At 60.9% G+C, this 20,113-nt stretch carries 20 protein-coding genes; 8 read left to right on the top strand and 12 right to left on the bottom strand.

Annotated features, from left to right (window positions below; all coding sequences use genetic code 11):
* The first annotated feature begins 31 nt into the window (after positions 1-31).
* Positions 32-394 carry a 5-carboxymethyl-2-hydroxymuconate Delta-isomerase gene (locus tag D109_RS0124555; protein ID WP_017479214.1) on the top strand — a complete coding sequence of 121 codons (363 nt, stop codon included), beginning with the start codon at positions 32-34 and terminating at the stop codon, positions 392-394.
* A gap of 47 nt (positions 395-441) precedes the next feature.
* Here D109_RS0124555 and D109_RS0124550 read toward each other — a convergent pair whose 3' ends face one another.
* From D109_RS0124550 to D109_RS0124535, 4 genes are all read right to left on the bottom strand, one after another.
* On the bottom strand, positions 442-1,377 hold the full coding sequence (locus D109_RS0124550) for a LysR family transcriptional regulator (protein ID WP_032869002.1): 936 nt from the start codon (positions 1,375-1,377) through the stop codon (positions 442-444).
* A 137-nt stretch (positions 1,378-1,514) separates the two neighbouring features.
* Positions 1,515-2,702 carry a cyanate transporter gene (locus D109_RS0124545; RefSeq protein WP_017479212.1) on the bottom strand — a complete coding sequence of 396 codons (1,188 nt, stop codon included), beginning with the start codon at positions 2,700-2,702 and terminating at the stop codon, positions 1,515-1,517.
* A 262-nt stretch (positions 2,703-2,964) separates the two neighbouring features.
* Positions 2,965-4,407, bottom strand: coding sequence for an aldehyde dehydrogenase family protein (locus D109_RS0124540; RefSeq protein ID WP_017479211.1), 1,443 nt, complete (start codon positions 4,405-4,407; stop codon positions 2,965-2,967).
* Positions 4,404-6,029, bottom strand: a complete 1,626-nt coding sequence (locus tag D109_RS0124535; RefSeq protein WP_017479210.1) for a 5-guanidino-2-oxopentanoate decarboxylase — start codon at positions 6,027-6,029, stop codon at positions 4,404-4,406. The genes D109_RS0124540 and D109_RS0124535 overlap by 4 nt, the downstream gene beginning before the upstream one ends.
* Before the next feature lie 111 nt (positions 6,030-6,140).
* Here D109_RS0124535 and D109_RS0124530 point away from each other — a divergent pair, with 111 nt between their 5' ends.
* Positions 6,141-7,019, top strand: a complete 879-nt coding sequence (locus D109_RS0124530) for a LysR substrate-binding domain-containing protein (protein ID WP_017479209.1) — start codon at positions 6,141-6,143, stop codon at positions 7,017-7,019.
* A 120-nt stretch (positions 7,020-7,139) separates the two neighbouring features.
* Here D109_RS0124530 and D109_RS0124525 read toward each other — a convergent pair whose 3' ends face one another.
* Both D109_RS0124525 and D109_RS0124520 read right to left on the bottom strand, forming a co-directional pair.
* Positions 7,140-7,754: an NAD(P)-dependent oxidoreductase gene (locus tag D109_RS0124525; RefSeq protein ID WP_017479208.1), complete on the bottom strand. Its 615-nt coding sequence runs from the start codon at positions 7,752-7,754 to the stop codon at positions 7,140-7,142.
* A 34-nt stretch (positions 7,755-7,788) separates the two neighbouring features.
* Complete coding sequence (locus D109_RS0124520; RefSeq protein WP_017479207.1) at positions 7,789-8,661, bottom strand: MBL fold metallo-hydrolase; 873 nt, start codon at positions 8,659-8,661, stop codon at positions 7,789-7,791.
* Between the two features lie 103 nt (positions 8,662-8,764).
* On the opposite strand from D109_RS0124520, the gene D109_RS0124515 reads away from it, so the two are divergent.
* Positions 8,765-9,670 carry a LysR family transcriptional regulator gene (locus tag D109_RS0124515; protein WP_026078201.1) on the top strand — a complete coding sequence of 302 codons (906 nt, stop codon included), beginning with the start codon at positions 8,765-8,767 and terminating at the stop codon, positions 9,668-9,670.
* Positions 9,671-9,930: 260 nt separating this feature from the next.
* On the opposite strand, the gene D109_RS0124505 is transcribed toward D109_RS0124515, so the two are convergent.
* Complete coding sequence (locus D109_RS0124505) at positions 9,931-10,827, bottom strand: helix-turn-helix domain-containing protein (RefSeq protein WP_017479204.1); 897 nt, start codon at positions 10,825-10,827, stop codon at positions 9,931-9,933.
* 189 nt (positions 10,828-11,016) lie between these two features.
* On the opposite strand from D109_RS0124505, the gene pobA reads away from it, so the two are divergent.
* Together pobA and D109_RS0124495 are read left to right on the top strand one after the other, a co-directional pair.
* A complete protein-coding gene (gene pobA, locus D109_RS0124500) occupies positions 11,017-12,201 on the top strand; it encodes a 4-hydroxybenzoate 3-monooxygenase (protein WP_177027179.1) in 1,185 nt (394 codons plus the stop codon).
* Positions 12,202-12,274: 73 nt separating this feature from the next.
* Positions 12,275-13,786 carry an MDR family MFS transporter gene (locus D109_RS0124495; RefSeq protein ID WP_026078200.1) on the top strand — a complete coding sequence of 504 codons (1,512 nt, stop codon included), beginning with the start codon at positions 12,275-12,277 and terminating at the stop codon, positions 13,784-13,786.
* 115 nt (positions 13,787-13,901) lie between these two features.
* On the opposite strand, the gene D109_RS0124490 is transcribed toward D109_RS0124495, so the two are convergent.
* Positions 13,902-14,390 (bottom strand): type VI secretion system tube protein Hcp, encoded by a 489-nt coding sequence (locus D109_RS0124490; protein WP_026078199.1) that lies wholly within the window; start codon positions 14,388-14,390, stop codon positions 13,902-13,904.
* Positions 14,391-14,575: 185 nt separating this feature from the next.
* Between D109_RS0124490 and D109_RS0124485 the strand changes: the two genes are divergently transcribed.
* Together D109_RS0124485 and D109_RS1000000134655 are read left to right on the top strand one after the other, a co-directional pair.
* Positions 14,576-15,490 (top strand): hypothetical protein, encoded by a 915-nt coding sequence (locus tag D109_RS0124485; RefSeq protein ID WP_017479200.1) that lies wholly within the window; start codon positions 14,576-14,578, stop codon positions 15,488-15,490.
* The gene (locus D109_RS1000000134655) at positions 15,487-15,954 is read left to right on the top strand and encodes a hypothetical protein (RefSeq protein WP_017479199.1); all 468 of its coding nucleotides are present in this window, start codon (positions 15,487-15,489) and stop codon (positions 15,952-15,954) included. The genes D109_RS0124485 and D109_RS1000000134655 overlap by 4 nt, the downstream gene beginning before the upstream one ends.
* A 150-nt stretch (positions 15,955-16,104) precedes the next feature.
* On the opposite strand, the gene D109_RS0124475 is transcribed toward D109_RS1000000134655, so the two are convergent.
* Genes D109_RS0124475 through D109_RS0124465 form a run of 3 tightly spaced genes read right to left on the bottom strand, consistent with a single transcriptional unit; the run spans position 16,105 to position 18,141 of the window.
* Positions 16,105-16,944, bottom strand: coding sequence for a cache domain-containing protein (locus D109_RS0124475; RefSeq protein WP_026078198.1), 840 nt, complete (start codon positions 16,942-16,944; stop codon positions 16,105-16,107).
* Between the two features lie 55 nt (positions 16,945-16,999).
* Positions 17,000-17,470: a cyanase gene (gene cynS / locus D109_RS0124470; RefSeq protein WP_003210659.1), complete on the bottom strand. Its 471-nt coding sequence runs from the start codon at positions 17,468-17,470 to the stop codon at positions 17,000-17,002.
* Between the two features lie 29 nt (positions 17,471-17,499).
* Complete coding sequence (locus D109_RS0124465; RefSeq protein WP_017479197.1) at positions 17,500-18,141, bottom strand: carbonic anhydrase; 642 nt, start codon at positions 18,139-18,141, stop codon at positions 17,500-17,502.
* 112 nt (positions 18,142-18,253) lie between these two features.
* Between D109_RS0124465 and cynR the strand changes: the two genes are divergently transcribed.
* Positions 18,254-19,120, top strand: a complete 867-nt coding sequence (gene cynR / locus D109_RS0124460; protein WP_017479196.1) for a transcriptional regulator CynR — start codon at positions 18,254-18,256, stop codon at positions 19,118-19,120.
* Here cynR and D109_RS0124455 read toward each other — a convergent pair.
* On the bottom strand, positions 19,095-19,871 hold the full coding sequence (locus D109_RS0124455; protein ID WP_017479195.1) for a transporter substrate-binding domain-containing protein: 777 nt from the start codon (positions 19,869-19,871) through the stop codon (positions 19,095-19,097). The genes cynR and D109_RS0124455 overlap by 26 nt on opposite strands.
* Between the last annotated feature and the right edge of the window lie 242 nt (positions 19,872-20,113).

Raw genomic sequence — 20,113 nt, 5'->3', positions numbered from 1 at the left:
GCTCTTTTCCTACAACAACTCGGAGCCTTTCATGCCGCATCTGCATCTGGAATATACCGCCAACCTCACAGAGCTGGCCGTTGAGAAAACCTTGTTGCGGCTCAACAACGTGCTGATGGCGTCCGGGCAGTTCGGTTCCGAGTTTGATATCAAAAGCCGGGCGGTCAAGGTGGAGACCTTTCAGGTCGGTACGTCCTTGAGCCCGCGCGCGTTTATCGCGGTAAAACTGTCGCTGCTCAGCGGGCGTTCACCCCAGGTCAAGAAACAGTTGTCGGAAAGCCTGCTGGCAGCGCTGCAGGACCTGGGCGAATGGCCTACGGATTTGCAGGTTCAGCTCAGCGTCCTGCTGGTAGACATGGATCGCGATTCCTACAGCAAAATCACCATTGGCTGACGGGCAATACTCTGTGGCGAAGGAGCTTGCTCCCTCGCCACAGGGGGTTATAGCAACCTCTGATCCGCGCACACCTTCACCACTTGCTCCCTGAACCACGTGTTGGCGCTGTCCTGCTCGCTGTGTTCATTCCACTGCATATCCAGGGTAAATCCCGGCAAACCGTTCGGCGCTTCGCAATGGCCGAACAGGGTTTTGTCCGCCAGCAGCTTCTGCACCCGACGGGGCAGGGTGACGATAAAGTCGGTGCCGGTGATCATCTTCAGCGCCGCGCTGTAGCTGTTGGCCCGGGCGATCACCTGGCGTTTGTGAGCCTGGCGCGCCAGCCAGCCGTCGATCATGTTGGTGTCGGAACTCCAGGGCGTGGGGAACACATGGCGCCGTGCGACGAAGGATTGCAGGCTGAACGCGGGTTCCCGGGGCGCCGACTGTTTGTCGAACACGCACACCAGGTCGTCTTCCAGCAGCATCTGAGTCTTGATGTCCCTGTGCTCGCGATGAAAGTGCGGCCCGAAGCAGATCACCAGGTCCAGGCGCCCGTCGCGCAAGGCGTCGGCCGGGATCTCGGTTTCGAGCTTCTGCACATTGACGATCACCGGCAGGTCGGCGTGGTCGAAGTTTTTCAGCAGGCGCGGCAGGATCAGCTGTTCGAAGTATTCGGGGGCGCAGACGTTGAAGGTCACGGCCTTCTGGGTGGGGTCGAAGGCCTGGCTGCCGGCATGGCAGAGGTTGATGCTTTCGAGGATTTTCTGCACATGCCCGTACATGGTGGCGGCTTTGTACGTAGGACGCATGCCCGCCCGGGTGTTGATAAACAACTCGTCTTCGAAGCTGGTGCGCAGCTTCTTCAGGCTGTAGCTCACGGTGGACTGGCTGACGAACAGGGTTTCGGAGACCTCGGTGACGCTGCTTTGGTCGTAAACAGCGACAAACACCATCAGGTCCTGCATATCGAGCTTTCTAAGCAAGTTGCTGTTTAGCATCCGTTCCGTCCGCAAGCGCTTTGTACCGAACTTGGTACAAGACAATACAAAATGTTAACGGAACGCTCGTACCAATAGAAAGCTCTGTCGGACCTTTCTCTGTTTGAGGTGAGACAAATAATGTTTACAACACGACCTCAGCGAATATGCCGAGCGTAATGCCGGGGGTCGAAACGCAGCACGATCAGCAGCATCACCACCACCACGGCCGTCAGTGACCACCAGGCCCATTCGAAGCTGCCCAGTTGGTCGCGGATCATCCCGGCAATCAGCGGCGAAACACCGGCGATCAAATAGCCGATGCCCTGCACAAAGGCGGTCAGGCCACCGGCGCGGCGCGGGTTGTCGAGGTGGTCGAGGGACAGGATCAGGCTCATCGGAAACAGCCCGCCAATCCCCAGGCCCAGCAGGCACGGCCACAGCAGGCTCAGGTGCTGCGGACTAAGGATCAGGCCGCAGAAGCCGGCGATGATCAGCACCAGCAGCACCGCGACTACACCGCGCTTGTTCCGGCGCCGGTTGGCGATGGCCGGGGTGATCAAGCCAGAGACCACTTCCATGGCCGTCAAAAAGCCCAGCAACAGGCCGGCGTTCTGCTCGCTCCAGCCTTGTTCCACGTAGTACGGCGCGAGCCAGGCCAGCACGCAGGTGTAGGACGCGGTGCCGAGCCCGAAAAAGATCGCCAGCAACCAGGCCCGGCGATTGCCGAAGAATGATTCCTGTGGGCCTGAGCCGGCTTGGGGCAGTGGCGGCAACGCCGAGCGTTGGGCGTACCAGAACACCAGCGCCAATACGGCGAGAACCGCCCAGATCGCCAGGCCGATGCGCCAACTGTCGGTTTGCACCTGGATAAACGGTGAGAACGAAGCGGCGAGGGCAGCGCCGCCCATGATCGCGGTGACGTACAGGCCCATGAACAGGGAAACGTTGTCGCTGAAGCGAGACTTGATCAACGCGGGCATCAGCGCCTGGATCATCGCGATGCCTACGCCGGCGGCGATGGCGCTGAGGATCAGCTCAACCGCCGAGTCCAGGAACAACCGCGACACCGTGGCCAGGCCGATCACCACCAGCGACAGCATAATGCTGCGATGTTCGCCGAACCGCTTGGCCACACCCATGCCAAAAAACATCGCCAGGCCCATGGCCATGACCGGCAGCATGGTCAACAGGGAGGCGGTGCTGAAACTCAGGGCCACGTCGGCGCGAATCGACGACAACAACGGGCCGACGGCGGCCATCGACGGGCGCAGGTTGAGAGCCACCAGCACGACGCTGATCATCAGCCAAAGGGCGGTAGCGGGTTTTGCGCGGACGTTTTCCATGGGCGAGCCTTGAACTGACAAGGGCAGTATTAGGCCGGGCGTGGGGGAGGGGGGCAAATGAGAAAGTCGTTGGGGCTATTGAAAAAATGCGGGTGGGCTTTTCTGCCAAGGACCCTTGTGGTGAGGAAAGCTTTTGTGGCGAGGGAGCTTGCTCCCGCTGGGCTGCGCAGCGGCCCCAAGATTTTTGAGAGCGCTTCGCACTGGATCGCCAGCCCGGTCTAGCGGGAGCAAGCTCCCTCGCCACAGTGTTGTGTGGTGGTTTTCAGACCGCCCGAATCACATGCTTGATCTCCTGAAACGCCTGCAACCCCCACGGCCCCAGTTCCCGGCCGATGCTGCTCTGCTTGTAACCACCCCACGCCGTTTGCGGGAAGATCACCTGCGGCGCGTTGATCCACACCAAACCTACCTGCAACGCATTGGCCACCCGCTCAGCCGTTTCCGGGTTGCCGCTCAGCACGCTGGCCACCAAACCAAACTCGCTGTCATTGGCCAGCGCCACCGCCTCGGCTTCACTGGCAAAGCTGCGCACGCACAGCACCGGGCCGAAAATTTCTTCGTTCCATAACGCGCTGTCCAGCGGCACTTCGGTAAACACCGTCGGGCGAATGAAATACCCGTGAGGCAAATCCGCCGGGCGCCCGCCACCACACAGCAACTTCGCGCCGGCTTGCACCCCCCGCTCGATATGCCCCAGCACCCGCTGGTACTGCGCACGGTTGACCAGCGCGCCCATTTCCACGTCTTCGGCAAACGGGTCCGCCACGCGAATACTCTCGGCCCTGGCCTGCAAACGGGTCAGAAATTCGTCCGCCAATTCGTCGGCTACCAACACCCGGCTGGTAGCGGAACACATCTGCCCGGCGTTGAAGAAACCACCGCCGCAGGCCAGTTCCACGGCCAGGTCGAGGTCGGCGTCCGCCAACACCAGCAACGAGGATTTGCCGCCCAACTCCAGGCTCACACCCTTGACCGTTTCGGCGGCGCGCTGCATCACCTGCACGCCCACGGCATTGCTACCGGTAAAGGAGATTTTCGCGATCCGCGGGTCAGCCGCCATCGGCGCGCCCACCGCCAGGCCGGTGCCGCAGACCAGGTTGAACACACCGGCAGGCAGTCCCACTGAAGCGATGATCCTGGCCAGTTCCAGCTCCGCCAACGGCGTCACTTCCGAAGGCTTGAGCACCACGCAGCAACCGGCCGCCAGCGCCGGGGCGAGTTTCCAGGCGGTGGTGACCATCGGGAAATTCCACGGCACGATCAGGCCCACCACGCCGCAGGGTTCACGGCGCACGCGGGCGCTGAAATCCTCAGTGGGCAGTGCCACCGGACGGTCCTGGCTGGCATCCATTTCTTCGGCCACACCGGCGTAATACTCAAACGTGGCGATCACGTCGTCCACATCAATCCCGGCCTCGAACAGCGGCTTGCCGTTGTTGCTCGATTGCAGGTGCATCAGGTGGTCACGCTGGGCGCTCACGCCCTCGGCGATCTTGCGCAGCAGTGCCGCGCGGTCGCGCCCGGTGCTTTTCGACCAGTCCGGGAAGGAAGCGCTGGCGGCACCGACGGCCTCGCTCACCGCACTTGCATCACCCACGTTCACCTGAGCCAGCGTGGCTTCGGTCGCCGGGTTGATCACGTCCAGCACGTCATGGCCCGCGCGCCAGGCACCGTTGATGTACAGCCCGTTCAATACCGCGCTCATACCGCCACCTCCTCCATCCACAGTCCCTGGTCGATTTCAATCACAGTCGGCCCCTGGCGATCCGTGGCGGCGCGCAATGCGCTGCGTAATTCCTCAACACCCTGGATGCGCTGGGCAGCAGCGCCAAGGGCCTTGGCCACGCCGATAAAGTCCGGGGTGTAGATGTCCACGCCCACTGGCTCGATGGCGCGGTTGACCATGTATTTCTTGATCTCCTCATAACCCTGGTTATTCCACAGCAACACGATCACCGGCGTGCGCGCTTCCACGGCGCTGGCCAGTTCCGGCAAGGTGAATTGCAGGCCGCCATCGCCGATCAGGCACACCACCGGCGCGCCGTTGCCACGCCCCAGCCACGCACCGATGGCCGCCGGCAACGCGTAGCCGAGGGTGCCGTAGCCGGTGGAGGAGTTGAACCAGCGACGCGGCTGGTCGAGGTTCAGGGTCAGGTTGCCGGTGTACACCGGTTGGGTGGAGTCGCCCACCAGTACGGCGTCGGGCAATTCATCCAATACCGTATTGAGGAACAGGGTTTGCGCGCGGGTGGCGGCGTCCCAGGTGGGTTCCAGTTCGCGCCACAGGCGGGCGACGCGGTGGGCGCCCCAGTCGCTGTCCCGGGCGGCCAGGGACTTGTTGCCGAGTTCGGCAAGCAATGCCTGCGCAGCGATTTGCGCGTCAGCCACCAGCGCGACTTGCGGCGGGTAATTGCGCACAGTCTGGTCGGAATCGATGTCGATGCGCAGCAGGGCGCCGGGAATGTCGAAACCGCCGGCGAAGGTCACGTCGTAGTCGGTCTCTGCCAGCTCAGTACCGATCGCCAGTACCACGTCCGCCTCGGCCACCAGGGCGCGGGTGGCGACCAGGGTTTGGGTCGAGCCGATCAGCAATGGATGGTTGGAGGCCAGCATGCCCTTGGCATTAATGGTCAGCGCCACTGGCGCGCCGAGGGCTTCAGCCAGTTGCGTCAACTCGGGCGCTGCGTCGATCGCACCACCACCGGCGAGAATCAGCGGACGTTTTGCCGCCGCCAGCAACTGGCTCATCTGCTTGACCGCCGACGGCGCGGCACCGGCGCGAGAAACGCTGACGGGCTCGCTGCCGAGCAATGCGTCGGCGTTTTCCACCAGCACATCCAGCGGGATTTCGATATGCACCGGGCGCGGTCGCCCGGCCTGAAACAGCGCAAACGCCCGGGCCAACACACCGGGTAATTCGGCGGCCGACATCAAGGTATGGGAGAACGCCGCCACGCCCGCAATCATCGCGCTCTGGTTCGGCAGCTCGTGCAGCTTGCCGCGCCCGCCGCCCAGCTGGCTGCGGGACTGCACGCTGGAAATCACCAGCATCGGGATCGAGTCGGCGTAGGCCTGGCCCATGGCGGTGGTGATATTGGTCATGCCGGGGCCCGTGATGATGAAGCACACGCCGGGCTTGCCGCTGGTGCGCGCATAGCCGTCGGCCATGAAGCCGGCGCCCTGTTCGTGGCGCGGGGTGACGTGGCGGATGCTTGAACGTGCCAGGCCCCGGTAGAGTTCCACGGTGTGCACGCCGGGGATGCCGAACACCTGGTCCACGCCGTAGCCTTCCAGCAGGTTGACCAATACTTCGCCGCAGGTCGCCATTGTCATCGCTCTTATTGTTGATAAAGGCCCGTATTGGAACGGCTGGCCCATAGCGGCAACAATCGATAAAAAGTCATACTAGCCATGTCCTCACGTCATGGCTGCGCCCTTATGAAACGCCTTCCGCCCTTGCCGGCCCTGCACACCTTTTGGGTCACGGCCCAGTGCTGCAACTTCACCCGAGCCGCCGAGCAATTGCACATTACCCAGGGGGCGGTGAGCCGGCAGATTGCCGGGCTGGAAAGTCATCTGGGTTATGCGCTGTTCCAGCGCCAGGCCCGTGGCTTGAGCCTGACCGAAGAAGGCCGTGAATGGTCGCTGCGGGCGCAGCAGGTGTTCGGCCTGATCGGCGAGGCGGTGGAACAGATCGGCACCCGCCGCGAGACCTTGCAGCTCAAGGCTTCCACCTGCGTGATGCGCTGGTTGTTACCGCGCCTGATGCAGTGGCAGCAAGAACGTCCGGACGTGCCGGTGGAACTGACCACCACCGTGGCCTACACCGTCGACTTTCGCCGTGAACAGTTCGATGCCGCCGTGATCTACGCGCCGATTGCCGAGCAGTCAGCTCAGGCCCGGCATTTGTTTGATGAGCGCCTGACACCGGTGTGCGCGCCGGCCTTGCTCAGTGGCTTGCACACGCCCGCCGATTTGCAGCAACAGGTGCTGCTGCACCCTACGCGGGATGAACGGGATTGGGCGTTGTGGTTGAAAGCGGCGAACGCGCGCTTGAGCAATCTTGCCCAGGGGCATCATTTTGAAACGCTGGACCTGGCGATGACGGTGGCGTCCCAGGGCTCCGGAGTGGCGATTGGCGACAGCGCGCTGATTGGCGAGGATCTCAAGTCGGGACGACTGGCGACGCCGTTTGAACTGAGGGTGCCGACGGGCATGGGGTATTACCTGGTGTACCCGCCGGGGACGGAGCCCTCGGCGGGGTTGGAGCAGCTTATGGATTGGCTGGTGAGCCAGGCGCAGTCGCCGTCACAATGATCGTTCCCGCGCTCTGCGTGGGAATGCCGCCCTGGACGCTCTGCGTCCGCTCTAGGAGCCGTGACGCGGAGCGTCTCAAGATGCATTCCCACGCAGAGCGTGGGAACGATCGAACGGGTGTCAGTAGCCGACGGTGAACCGCTGGCGCGAATGCTTCGGTGTTTCCACTTCGTCAATCAGCGCAATCGCAAAGTCGGCAAAGCTGATCCAGCTGCGGCCTTCACTGCTCACCAGCAATTCATCCTGGCCCAGGCGGAATTTGCCGGTGCGTGCGGTCTCGACGAACTCCGCCGAAGGCGACAGGAAGGTCCAGTCCAGGTCTTTTTCCTGGCGCAGGGTGTCGAGGAAGACACTGCCGGCGCTGGCTTCGGCTTTGTATTCCTCGGGGAAGCCCGGGCTGTCGATCACCCGGCTGCCGCCTGGCAACAGCAGCGAACCGGCACCGCCCACCACCAGCAGGCGCTTCACGCCGGCTTTTTTCACCGGGTTGATCACCGCTTCCGCAGGCAGGGTGGCGAAGTGCGCCGCGCTGATCACCACGTCGTTGCCGCGGATGGCCTGTTCCAGCGCCTGGGCATCCAGTGCATCCACTTGCTTGACGGTGACCCCAGGGCGTACGCCAATCTTGTCGGTATTGCGAGCGATGGCCGTGACGGTGTGCCCGCGACGCAGCGCTTCTTCCAGCAGTTGGCTACCGGCACGACCGGTGGCACCAATGATTGCGATCTTGCTCATGACGTTCTCCAGTACGGTTAAGGGTTGAATCAACTCACCACTGCATTTCGCCCTTGGCAACTTTGGCGCCCAGTTCCAGGGTGCTTTCGTCGCCCAGGTTCGGGTAACGCTTTTGCATCGCCGCAATCAGGGCGGCGGAGTCCTTGGCCTTGGCGGTTTCTTCGTCAAACGCCTTGATGTAGTCGGCGGTGAACGCTACGGATTTGAGCGACGGTGTCCCCAGGTAGTGACCCGGAATCACGGTGCGCGGTTTCAAGTCCTGGATACGTTGCAGGGTTGCCAGCCAATCGGAGTGGGACTTCGCGGTCTGCGTATCGGCCATCCACACATGAATGTTCTCGGAGACCACCACACCCCCCACCACTGCCTTGATCGACGGGATCCACACAAAGGTGCGGTCCGGCTGCGGCCCGTCCAGACCGATCACTTCCAGTTGCTTGCCTTCGAGGGTCAGGCTGTGGCCTTCAAGTACCTGGGGGATGACGGCTTTGGCTGGCTTGTCGGCCCCCAGTTTCGGGCCCCAGAACGCCAGCTTGTGTTCAACGGTTGCCTTGATATGGTCCACCACCGGCTGCGGCGCCAGTACTTTGGCCTGGGGGAAGGCGGCGGTCAGGGTGTCGAGGCCGAAGTAGTAGTCCGGGTCGCCGTGGCTGATGTAGATGGTCGTCAGGCGCTTGCCGCTGGCGCGGATTTTTTGCACCAGTTGCTCGGCTTGGGTCTTGCCGAATTGGGCGTCCACCAGGATCGCGTCTTTGTCGCCGCTGACCAGTACCGAGGTGACCGGCATCATCGCGGTTTCGCCCGGGTTGTAGGCGTCCAGAGTCAAGTCGGCAGCCGTGGCGTGCGCGGCGAAGGCCAGGGTGGCGGCGGCCAGGGCCACGCGCTTGAGCGGGGAGAATCCAAACATGTGCTGCTCCAGTCATCGGTAGGTGTGGACAGAGCTTAGTTGCACCAAACGCTACAAAAAATGCGATGCTTGGACATAGTTTGTTTCTAAAAGCGGGCAAATCATGGATCGTCTTCAAGCAATGCGCGTGTTTGTGGCCGTGGTGGACTTGGGCAGCCAGTCTGCAGCGGCCGACCACCTGGACCTTTCTCGCCCGGTGGTGTCGCGCTACCTGGCGGAGCTGGAAGACTGGGTCGGCGCGCGCCTGATGCACCGCACCACCCGCAAGCTCAGCCTGACCGCCGCCGGCAGCGAAACCTTGCCCCGTTGCCGGCAGATGCTGGAATTGTGCAGCGACATGCAGGCCGCCGTCAGCGAACCGGACGAAGCGCCCCGTGGCCTGCTGCGCCTGAGTGTCAGCACCTCGTTCGGCCAGGCGCAGTTGGCCGATGCCATGGCCGAATACGTCAAGCGCTACCCGCTGGTCAGCGTTGATATGCAGATGCTCGATCGCACCGTGAACCTGGTGGATGAGCGCATCGACCTGGCGATCCGCACCAGCTTTGAACTGGACCCCAACCTGATCGCCCGCCGCCTCACGCTGTGCCGTTCGGTGATCTGCGCCTCGCCCGCTTACCTGCTGGAGCATCCGCAACCCCAGCGGGTACAGGACCTGGCCCGGCACAATTGCCTGACTCACTCCTACTTCGGCAAAAGCCTGTGGCACTTCATGGAAAACGGCGAGCCGGTGTCGGTGCCGGTGCAAGGCAATATCAGCGCCAACGAGGCCAGTACGTTGCTGCGGGTGACGCTGGCGGGCGCCGGGGTGTCGCGGCTGCCGAGTTATCAGGCGGGCGACTACATCCGCAGTGGCGAGTTGATCCGCTTGTTGCCCGAGGCCGAGCCGCAGCAGATGAACATCTACGCGGTGTACGCCTCGCGCAAGCACATGCCGGCGGCGCTACGCAGCCTGCTGGACTTCCTGGTACTGAGGTTTCCGGAGGAGCCGGTGTGGGACGTCGGTCTCTGAGCCGACATAAACAGGTTGAATGTCGCCGGATAATGGCGACTTGCCTCAGCTGACCTATGCTTATCAAAGCACCTTCTTGATCCGGTCAGAGGTCAGCATCATGTCGATCAAAACAAGAAAGTACCTGATGATTTTCACCCTGTGCGCCGCCGCCACAGCGCTCTATGGCACTGCCGCCTACCGCGTCGAATAGGCCCGCATGCAGCCGGGCTTCGCCTCCAGCTGCAATCACGGTCAATGCGTTGGCCACATGGCCGCTTTCAGTTCGCTTCGCTAGCGTCCTGGTCGGCTTTCAACTGCTCCCGAAACGCCTTCGGGGAGAACCCGACGCGTCGGCGAAACAGCCGTGAGAAGTTGGTCGGATCGGAGAAGCCCAAAACCTCCGACATCTCATTGATGGTCATGCTGGTGTAAGTCAGCAGGCGCTTGGCTTCCAGCAACTGGCGGTCGTGCATGATCTGCAACGCGGGCTGCCCGCCCAACTCCCGACACGTACCGTTCAGGTGTGAGACCGAGATCCCGAGCTTGTGGGCCAGGTCTTCGATTTTCGGATGCTCGCGGTAATGCAGCTCCACCAACTGGGTGAACCGGCGGAAGTATTCGCGGCCCCGTGGCGCCCGTGGATGCCGGCGCTGAATGGCCTGGCGGCTGATCCACACCAGCAGCACGCTGACCAGCGCGTGCATCATCATGTCCCGCGCCGGTTGATCGCTGGCGTACTCGTCCTGCAAGCGCGTAAAGAGGCTGTTGAGGTAGTCACTGTCGTTGCCGGCGGGATAGCTGCCCAAGGCGTTCAGGCCATCCAGCGCCGCGCCCAGTTGCCCTTGCAAATGCGCCATCAGCGGCGCGGCCAGGGTGACCACAAAGCCTTCGACGTCCTCGGAAAACCGAAAACCATGCACGCATAACGGCGGCAGTACCTGCAGCGTCGATTCGTTCAGGGTGCTGCGCTGGCCTTCGATCTCCAGCTGCGCCTGGCCCTTGTGCACGTACAACAACTGACACAGGTCCGCATGCCGGTGGGGCTGGATTTCCCACTGGTACTCACGGCTGCGCCGGGAGATGGTTTCACAGTGCAACAAATCCGGGGTCGGCCATTGCTGGCTTTCACCGTAGAGCTTGAACACTGGAATCGCGGCACTGGCAGTTTTGGTCATGGCTTCATCCGATACTTCGGGAGAGTTGTGCGGTAATCGCCCTGATTGGCGAAAAGCGCAGCTTTGGGCTCAGTTTTCACCTTCTTATGCCGGGCACTCAAGTGAAAAATGCCAGCAACACCTTCAATGACAACTCTTTCACCGGATACGTTCGGGTGAAGCTTGCGGGCCATAAAAATAATGAAAACGCTGAAAACCCAAGTCGCCATCATCGGCGCCGGTCCTTCGGGGCTGCTGCTCGGTCAACTGTTGCACAACGCCGGGATTGAAACCCTTATTCTTGAGCGCCAGACGCCGGATTACGTGCAAGGCCGCATCCGGGCCGGGGTGCTGGAGCAGGGCATGGTCGACCTGTTGCGCCAGGCCGGCGTCAGTGCGCGGATGGATGTCGAAGGCCTGGTGCATGAGGGCTTTGAGCTGGCACTGAACGGGCAACTGACCCACATCGACCTCAAGGCGCTGACCGGCGGCAAGACGGTGATGATCTACGGTCAGACCGAGGTCACCCGCGACCTGATGGCCGCGCGCCAGGCCAGCGGTGCCACTACTCTGTACGCTGCCAGCAACGTGCAGCCCCATGATTTGAAAAGCGCAGAGCCGTGGCTGAGCTTCGAGCACGCAGGCGAGCAGTACCGGCTGGACTGCGACTACATCGCCGGCTGTGACGGTTTCCATGGTGTGGCGCGTCAGTCGATTCCCGCTGAGGCGCTGAAAATCTTTGAACGGGTGTATCCGTTCGGTTGGCTTGGCATTCTCGCCGACACGCCGCCGATCCACGAGGAACTGGTGTACGCCAAGCACGAGCGCGGCTTTGCCCTGTGCAGCATGCGTTCACCGACCCGCAGCCGCTATTACCTGCAAGTGCCGGCCGATGAGTCGGTCGACGACTGGTCCGACGAGCGCTTCTGGGATGAACTGAAAACCCGTTTGCCTCAGGCACTCACCGAGCAACTGGTGACGGGCCCGTCCATCGAAAAGAGCATCGCGCCATTGCGCAGTTTCGTGGTGGAGCCGATGCAATACGGTCGTCTGTTCCTGCTGGGGGACGCCGCCCACATCGTGCCGCCCACCGGCGCCAAGGGCTTGAACCTGGCGGCCAGTGATGTCAGCACCTTGTTCAATATCCTGCTCAAGGTGTACCGCGAGGGCAGGGTGGAATTACTGGAGAAATACTCACAGATTTGCCTGCGGCGGATCTGGAAGGCCGAACGGTTTTCCTGGTGGATGACCTCGATGTTGCACCAATTCCCTGAAGCGGACGGCTTCAGCCAGCGCATCGCCCAGAGCGAATTGGAATACTTCGTCGACTCCGAAGCCGGGCGTAAAACCATTGCAGAAAATTACGTCGGACTTCCTTACGAGACTATCGAATAGCCAGCTATCTAGTACACTGACGAGCATTCCCGCGGGCTTCCTTTTCCCGTGGGCCTTGCTCGCAGGTTCTGCCGTGACCAACCTCAATCAGCCCGCCACACCTGCTGTTCGCAGTGTCCTTGTCGCCTTGATGATGGCGATCTTTCTCGGGGCCCTGGACCAGACCATCGTCGCCGTCTCCATGCCGGCGATTTCCGCCCAGTTCCATGACGTCAACCTGCTGGCCTGGGTGATCTCCGGCTACATGGTGGCGATGACCGTGGCAGTGCCGATCTACGGCAAGCTCGGTGACCTGTACGGGCGCCGGCCGATGATGCTGATCGGCATGGGCCTGTTCACCATCGCCTCGCTGTTTTGCGGCATGGCCCAGAGCATGGAGCAACTGGTGCTGGCGCGGATCCTCCAGGGCATTGGTGCCGGCGGGATGATTTCGGTCAGCCAGGCGATTATCGGCGACATCATTCCGCCCCGTGAGCGTGGGCGTTACCAGGGCTACTTCAGCAGCATGTACGCGGTGGCGAGCGTCGCCGGCCCGGTGTTGGGTGGCTACATGACCGAGTACCTGTCGTGGCGCTGGGTGTTCCTGATCAACCTGCCGCTGGGCGCGGGTGCCTGGTGGGTGGCCCATCGCACGTTGGTGGGGCTGCCGGTGCCGCAGCGCAAGCCGGTGATCGACTATCTCGGCACTGTGTTGATGATCGTCGGTTTGACGGCGCTGTTGCTGGGCATCACCGAAATCGGCCAGGGCCATCATTGGCGCGACGATGAAGTGCTGGGCTTGTTGGCCTGCGCTCTGGTGGCGTTGACGGTGTTTGTGTGGCACGAACGCCGGGCGCGGGAGCCGTTGCTGCCGATGCACTTGTTTGCCAACCGCAGTGCGGTGTTGTGCTGGTGCACGATTTTCTTTACCAGTTTCCAGACAATTTCCCTGACGGTGTTGATGCCGCTGCGCTACCAGACCGTGACCGGTTCCGGTGCCGACAGCGCCGCCTTGCACTTGCTGCCGCTGGCGATGGGCTTGCCGATGGGCGCGTACTTCGCCGGGCGTATGACCTCGGTGACTGGGCGCTATAAGCCGATGATTCTGATTGGCGCTGTCCTGAGCCCGATCGCGATTCTCGGCATGGCCCTCAGTGCGCCGCAGGCTGTGGCAGTGACCAGTTTGTTTATGTTGCTGTGTGGGATTGCCGCCGGGATGCAGTTTCCGACTTCGCTGGTGGGCACGCAGAACTCGGTGGAGCAGCGGGATATCGGGGTGGCGACCAGCACCACCAACCTGTTCCGTTCCCTGGGCGGTGCGGTCGGGGTGGCATGCATGTCGGCGCTGTTGCTGGCGTTGTTGCAGGACTCCAGTTTTGCGCACCTGGCCAGTGGGGCGCTGGTCGCGGAGGGGAGTTCCGGGAATGTGCTGCTGGATGGTTTGAATGCGGCGCCTGGGCCGGCGCAGGATGCTTTGCGGGGGGAGTTGCTGATTACCTTTCGGCATTTGCTGATGGTCAGTGCCGGGGTGTCGTTGTTGGGGTTGGCGGCGGCGATTGCCATGCCAAATCGCGTGTTGCGGGGGCGGGAAGACAAGGCCAAATAGTTGGAACAATGAAGATTAAATGTGGGAGCGGGCTTGCTCGCGAATGCGGTCTGTCAGCTGATAAATAGGCTGGCTGATACACCGCATTCGCGAGCAAGCCCGCTCCCACATTCGATCACACTTTGATGTTCTCGCGGATATTCCAGCCGTACTTGACGGCGCCGCCATCCTTGCCGCCGTCGGCCTTTTGCGGCTGATAGCTGACTTCGACCTTGGCGAAATTCAGGCCGATAATCTCGGTCAGTACATCCAGGGTTTCCGTTGCATCGGCTTGGTAGGAGGTGACCATGACTTCCTTCAAAGTGATCACCAGATACTCTACGGCGCTGTCGCCCCCTGCCTTGCGGACTACCAGCCTGGCTTCGGGATAATGCTTGCCAGTGGAGCAGCCCATCATCAGGTTGGGCGAGGATTTATCCATACGCTTGGTGATCATCAGGTTGTCCATGTTGACCTTGCCGGCGCCACCGCCAGTGCCGGTATGCATGGAGCCGGATTGGGACATCCCCCAGTTCCACTCGGTGATATCGATCTCGTCGCGATGGACCTGGTCCCTTGACTCTCCCTTGATGTCGCCCAGTTTCAAAAACATATCAGTTGCCATCGTCGTTCCCTCTTATGTTTCGCCGGTAGTGGCGGGGGGACGTACCTTTTCTTAATTCGGATATTGCCCACAAGACCGTGGGAAGTGATCAGGAAGTGCCTGTCTGGAAAAGAGGAGTTTTCCGACATTCTTCGAGGGGATTGAATCTTTACGCTCTGCGCTCTTTAAGACCAAGGAGTAAAGGGATGACTTCCAGCTTACTGAAAGACGGCTTTCCCAGTGCCCATCTCACTACCCGGCAGCGGGTGGAAAGCAGCATCGACGTGCGCCGTCTGTTTGCTGCCATCGACGCCGATCCCGCCATTGTCGGGGCCGGGGTGGTGTATCTCGACGGGAATTTACGGGCGGTTGTGTTGCGTGAGTTCCAGCCGATTTGCAGCATCGTGCCGAAGAAGGTGATTTTGCGCGAGGCACCGCGCTCTGTCGGGAGAGTGGAGTTTATTCGGCGGCTGGAGCATGAGCCGCGGGAATCGCAGGTGGTGTTTGAGTTGGTGAATATGGCGCTGGCCTGCACAGCTGCCTGGATGAGTTGGAGGGTTGCGATGAGTGGCGCTTCACTAATCCCGTTCAGTGCCGGCGCCTCGGGCGTGGTCGCTGCCATTGGTGTTTCAGCCGGGTTGGCAAGCGGTGCTCAATGCATTAATGGGTTTTTCCGAGTTCGTAACGAATTGGTGAATCCCGCTCGTAATGACTACTTGGATAGCGAAGAGTGGTATCAGAACGTAATGATCGGACTGGATTCTGTTTCATTATTGGGAGCAGGTACCTCATTGTTGACAACCGTCAAATTGGTGAACGTGGCCAAGACATCGACCGGTAAAACGCCGCGTCAGGTTCTCAAAGGGCTTAATCGTCAAGAACGTGCAAGGCTAACGAGTGAGCTGCTGAGCGTTAAGCATCCAGAAATGACTCGCAGAATGATCAAGCTCAAGCAAATGACGGGAGCTATGCCCAAGCGGCATACACCCACTGAAATCAGGCAGGGCACATTTATCCAGATACAAGAGGCGTTGGGAGCTGCGCTTGGAATAGCCAGTAGCGCCTTGGCCGGGAATATCAGAATCATCGCAGTCGGACTGTATGAGGAGATGCCAGAGTGATTCTGTTGCTTTCCCTTCGTCCTTTTCTAGCGCGTTACCTTCCTGTCCTGATGGCAGGGATTTATGTAGCCTTTGTCGGAGGCACAGCAACCGTTTCGTTGGCTGGGAGCACTTATTTTCGGGCTGTGCCTTTGGAAGTTGGCGCCAGGGTGGAGTTTGGAGTGTGTATGGCTTTGAGTATGGTTATTACGCTCAGCAATTTCATGGTTTTATATGGGCGATCCAAGTGGGTGTGGGCTCTAGTGGTCTACTTTATTGTTTGTCTGTTGACGGCACTGCCGACAATTCAGTTCTCTCCAAACAAATTCATTTACGCAGAAAGTCTATTTTGGCCGTTATTGGGCCTGCTGATACTTAACAGCAGGCGCCACCGGGAAATGCGTGGAAAGTTCCTCGAGCTTCGCTACAGGCGAAAACGGATCAGGGAAATACTCCGCCGTCGACAAAGGAAGTTTTCCGGCTGAAAAAAATCAGGGCGTTACGATTAAAATGTGGGAGCGGGCTTGCTCGCGAATGCGGTGCATCAGCCAGCCTATTTATCAGCTGACAGACCGCATTCGCGAGCAAGCCCGCTCCCACATTCGATAGCGTTCCAGCATTTAAATAGGTGACCTTCACGGACTGTAATACCCCACAGCCACCATGAAGTGTCCGGTTTTGCGCAAGTACGCATGCTTGTTCTCAACCTTCCCGGTCACCGGATTTTTCCAGCGGTATCGATATTCCCCCTGGTCCTGCTCGGCCATGACCGCCAGGATCGGCTCACCCACCGGCTTCCCGTCGGGGTCCTTGATCTTGCTGAAATCCGTATTCACCAGCCGCGGAGTCGTGCCATGGGCCACGTAGCGGTGGGTATCGAGGTCAACCACAAACACATACAGATCATCCTGCAAAAAGCCGCCCTGCATGGCGTTGATCGCCTTGAGCGTCCCGGCCGGGTCCTTCTCCAACGCCTTGACCGCCTTGTCCCGCAAAGACTTCGCATGTTCCGGCGTAGCCCGCGGCAGGTAGTAGCCGACGGCTAGAATCCGCTGCCCGACGCGCTGGTAATACACATGCTTGCGCTCCACCTTACCGTCATTCCAGTTCTGCCAACGGTAATCGGCCTGCTGAATGCCACTGCCCTCAGGCACTGCCAACGCATCCTTGAACGACTTGTTCAAATCCGGCCCCAGCACCTCGGAAACATTGCGCCCGATCAACGCAGAAGAGGGCCCGCCACTTGCCAGCAGCACGCCCTTGGTGTTGACCACGAACACATAACGGTCCTGACCGACGAACTCACCCTGTCGGCTGAACGCCGCAAAGGCTTTGTCGCCATTGCTCTGGTAATACGCCAAGGCCTTTTCCAACAAGGCCTTGGCGGCTTGGGCATCCGCCTCCTCAGCGGTGGCGGCGTGCACCTGGCCAAAACACAACAGCAGCAGCCAGGTGGCTCGGAGCATTGCCTTCATTACCCGTCCCTCGTTCTTGTTGGTGTGCCAAGAGCGTAGACGGTTTACCGGCAAATCAGAACGGTTTGGTCGGCAGGTATTTGCCATCCAGGGTGATCACCGCGCGGGAGCCGCCGTCCGGGTCTTCGACCTTCTTGATGTCCAGCTTGAAGTTGATCGCGCTGATGATGCCGTCGCCAAACTGCTCGTGCACCAGGGCCTTGAGGGTCGAACCGTAGACCTGCAGCATTTCATAGAAGCGGTACATGGTCGGGTCCGTCGGCACACCGCCGGGGAAGCTGCCACGCAGGGGCACGGTTTGCAGCAGGCGACTGGCGTCCTGGTCGAGGCCGAGCTTGTCGCAGACCACATCGGCAGCGTCTTTCGGCAGTGGATGCTGGCCGAGCAGGGCGGCGGTGACGAACGCCAGGCTCAGGCCGGTGCCGTCGGTGAGGTCCTGCCACGACAGGTTCTTGCGCGCCTTGATGTCGATGACGGTGTCGGCCAGGGCCAGGCGTGGGGATTGGGCGAATTGGGATTGCAACATGATGATTTCCTCTTGGGGTTGAATAAGGTTCAGGCGGCGTGGGCGCGGGTAGTCGGGTTGTCCAGCAGTGACACGAAGCGCCCGCTGCGGCCATCCAGGGCGTCGATGCCGCCGCTTTCGATGTCGTAGACCCAGCCGTGCAGGCTCAGCCGGCCTTGTTCCAGGGCCAGGGCCACGGAACGGTGGGTCTTGAGATTGGCCAGTTGGGCGACCACGTTTTCCCGCACCAGTGAGTTCAGCCGGTCGGCATCGGAGGCGTGAGTGCGAGCGGCGTTGATCACCTTGGCCGACTCGGCATGGCGCAGCCAGTTGGCCACGGCAGGCAAGTGATCAAGGCATTTGCAGGTGGAAATGGCCGTCATGGCGCCGCAGTCGGAGTGGCCGCAGATCACGATATCGCTGACGCCGAGAACGGCTACTGCGTATTCGACGGTGGCCGACACTCCACCGGGCTCAGGGCCGTAGGACGGCACGATGTTGCCGGCGTTACGGATTACAAACAGGTCGCCGGGTTCCTGCTGGGTCAACAGCTCTGGTACTACACGGCTGTCGGAACAGGACACGAACAACGTGCCAGGGTTTTGCGTGGTCGCCAGGTGTTTGAACAGGTCGCTGCGTTGGGTGAAGGCTTCACCCTGGAACTTGCGAAAGCCGTCGATGAGGTCTTGCATGGTGGTTCTCCTTGCGTCGCTGATGGGGCAAGGATGGAAGTTTTCAGCTATAGCGTCCAAGACCGGCTTATTATGGTTTCTATAAGTCATGCCTATAGTTGGAGCGCCACCCATGTTGCTGCGTCATATTCGCTACCTGTTGGCCGTTGCCGAGCACCGTAATTTCACCCGGGCGGCGGAGGCGCTGCATGTGTCGCAGCCGACCTTGTCCCAGCAGATCAAGCAACTGGAAGATACCCTGGGCGCGCCGCTGCTGGATCGTTCTGGCAGAAGCGTCAGCCTCACCGACGCGGGCGAGGCCTATGTACGGTTTGCGCGCCTGGCCTTGCAGGATCTGCAGGCCGGCACCCGCGCCATGCATGACGTGCAGGACTTGAGCCGTGGCAACTTGCGCCTGGCCATGACCCCGACGTTTACCGCCTACTTGAGCGGGCCTTTGCTGGCGCGTTTTAACGGTTTGTACCCGGGCATAACGGTGAGCGTCGAGGAACTGACCCAGGACCGCATGGAGGCGGCGCTGACCGAGGATTTATTGGATATCGGCATCGGTTTCACCGGCGAGCATTTGCCGGATATCGAATGTGAAGGGGTGTTTGTCGAGGCGTTGAGTGTGGTGGTGAGTGCTGGCCATTCGGATATCGGCCAACAGTCATGGCTTCAACAACCGTTGGTGTTGCTGAACTCGGGCTTCGCCACACGCCGCTATATCGATGAGTATTTTCGCAGCCAGGCGGTGAAACCGCTGATTGCCATGGAGGCCAATTCCATCAGTGCAATTATCGAAATCGTACGCAACACGGCGCTGGTAACCATCTTGCCCAGCGCCATTGCCCAGGTACAGCCGGGGTTGCAGGCGATGCCGCTGAGCCCGCCGTTGCCGCAACGCGCGGCGGCGTTGCTCAGTCGCAAGGGGGCTTACCGCAGTGCCGCGTGCAGGGCATTTGTTGAATTGGTCAGGGCGCAGCCAACCACTGATTGATGATGCCGTCGTACACGCCGGTCACCGTGCTCAAGTGCAGCCACTGGTCCACATAACTCTTCCAGGCCACGTCATCGCGAGGCAGTAAAAACGCTTTCTCGCTGTACTGCATGTACCGCTCGGGGTTCACCGCACACAGCCCCGGCTTGAGTTTTTGCTGATACCGGGCTTCGCTGGCGTCGGTGATCATCACGTCGGCCTTGTTGGCCAGCAGCTCTTCAAAAATCGTCACGTTATCCGGGAACAGCGTCAGTTGCGCTTTACCCAAGTGCGCCCGTGCGAACACTTCATTGGTGCCGCCCGAAGGCTCGATCACCCGAACCTGCGGCTGGTTGATCTGCTCGACGGTCTGATAGCGCTGCACATCGGCGCAGCGCACCAGCGGGATCTTGCCGTCGACGCCCAATGGCTGGCTGAAAAATGCCTTCTTCTGCCGCTCCAGGGACACCGAAATACCGCCCACCGCAATGTCACAGCGCTGGGCCAGGAAGTCCGGCATCAGGGTTTTCCAGGTGGTCGGCACCCACTTCACCTCAACCCCAAGGCTCTTGGCCAGGGATTGGGCCATGGCGATGTCGATGCCTTCGTAGCTGCCGTCCGGGCGCAGATAGGTGTAGGGCTTGTAGTCGCCGGTGGTGCAGACGGTCATTTCACCGCGCTGGAGCACTTCATCCAGGCGCGACACAGGGCTGTCGGCGAGAGCTTGGGCGGACAGGCCAGCCAGCAGGGAAAGGGTCAGCAAAGCTTTCATGCGGTCGGGTCCTTGGGCATGGGCAGGGCCGCCATTATTTGCAAATGTTTAGCCATGGCACAACCAAACTCCGTCAAGACTGGATTTAACGGCTTAACCTCGCGTGTGAGGCTGCCCGGCATCTCTTCACTGTGATTTGCGCATGGACGGTTCCCCCGACACACACACTGAGACATCGCCAGGCGCTGCTGCGTCCAGCCGTCCGGATCGTCGTCGGATCACCGCTGATGCGCTTCCCTCCG

This window comes from Pseudomonas sp. PAMC 26793 (assembly GCF_000313235.1).
Taxonomy (GTDB): domain Bacteria; phylum Pseudomonadota; class Gammaproteobacteria; order Pseudomonadales; family Pseudomonadaceae; genus Aquipseudomonas; species Aquipseudomonas yamanorum.
Note: the sequence above shows the minus strand (reverse complement) of the source record. Positions and strands in the feature narration are given on the sequence as shown.

Bases quoted from the DNA above. Each gene is read 5' to 3' on its own strand.
- D109_RS0124555 (WP_017479214.1), top strand. From the start codon at position 32: ATGCCGCATCTGCATCTGGAATATACCGCCAACCTCACAGAGCTGGCC.
- D109_RS0124550 (WP_032869002.1), bottom strand. From the start codon at position 1,377: ATGCTAAACAGCAACTTGCTTAGAAAGCTCGATATGCAGGACCTGATG.
- D109_RS0124545 (WP_017479212.1), bottom strand. From the start codon at position 2,702: ATGGAAAACGTCCGCGCAAAACCCGCTACCGCCCTTTGGCTGATGATC.
- D109_RS0124540 (WP_017479211.1), bottom strand. From the start codon at position 4,407: ATGAGCGCGGTATTGAACGGGCTGTACATCAACGGTGCCTGGCGCGCG.
- D109_RS0124535 (WP_017479210.1), bottom strand. From the start codon at position 6,029: ATGGCGACCTGCGGCGAAGTATTGGTCAACCTGCTGGAAGGCTACGGC.
- D109_RS0124530 (WP_017479209.1), top strand. From the start codon at position 6,141: ATGAAACGCCTTCCGCCCTTGCCGGCCCTGCACACCTTTTGGGTCACG.
- D109_RS0124525 (WP_017479208.1), bottom strand. From the start codon at position 7,754: ATGAGCAAGATCGCAATCATTGGTGCCACCGGTCGTGCCGGTAGCCAA.
- D109_RS0124520 (WP_017479207.1), bottom strand. From the start codon at position 8,661: ATGTTTGGATTCTCCCCGCTCAAGCGCGTGGCCCTGGCCGCCGCCACC.
- D109_RS0124515 (WP_026078201.1), top strand. From the start codon at position 8,765: ATGGATCGTCTTCAAGCAATGCGCGTGTTTGTGGCCGTGGTGGACTTG.
- D109_RS0124505 (WP_017479204.1), bottom strand. From the start codon at position 10,827: ATGACCAAAACTGCCAGTGCCGCGATTCCAGTGTTCAAGCTCTACGGT.
- D109_RS0124490 (WP_026078199.1), bottom strand. From the start codon at position 14,390: ATGGCAACTGATATGTTTTTGAAACTGGGCGACATCAAGGGAGAGTCA.
- D109_RS0124485 (WP_017479200.1), top strand. From the start codon at position 14,576: ATGACTTCCAGCTTACTGAAAGACGGCTTTCCCAGTGCCCATCTCACT.
- D109_RS0124475 (WP_026078198.1), bottom strand. From the start codon at position 16,944: ATGAAGGCAATGCTCCGAGCCACCTGGCTGCTGCTGTTGTGTTTTGGC.
- cynS (WP_003210659.1), bottom strand. From the start codon at position 17,470: ATGTTGCAATCCCAATTCGCCCAATCCCCACGCCTGGCCCTGGCCGAC.
- D109_RS0124465 (WP_017479197.1), bottom strand. From the start codon at position 18,141: ATGCAAGACCTCATCGACGGCTTTCGCAAGTTCCAGGGTGAAGCCTTC.
- cynR (WP_017479196.1), top strand. From the start codon at position 18,254: ATGTTGCTGCGTCATATTCGCTACCTGTTGGCCGTTGCCGAGCACCGT.
- D109_RS0124455 (WP_017479195.1), bottom strand. From the start codon at position 19,871: ATGAAAGCTTTGCTGACCCTTTCCCTGCTGGCTGGCCTGTCCGCCCAA.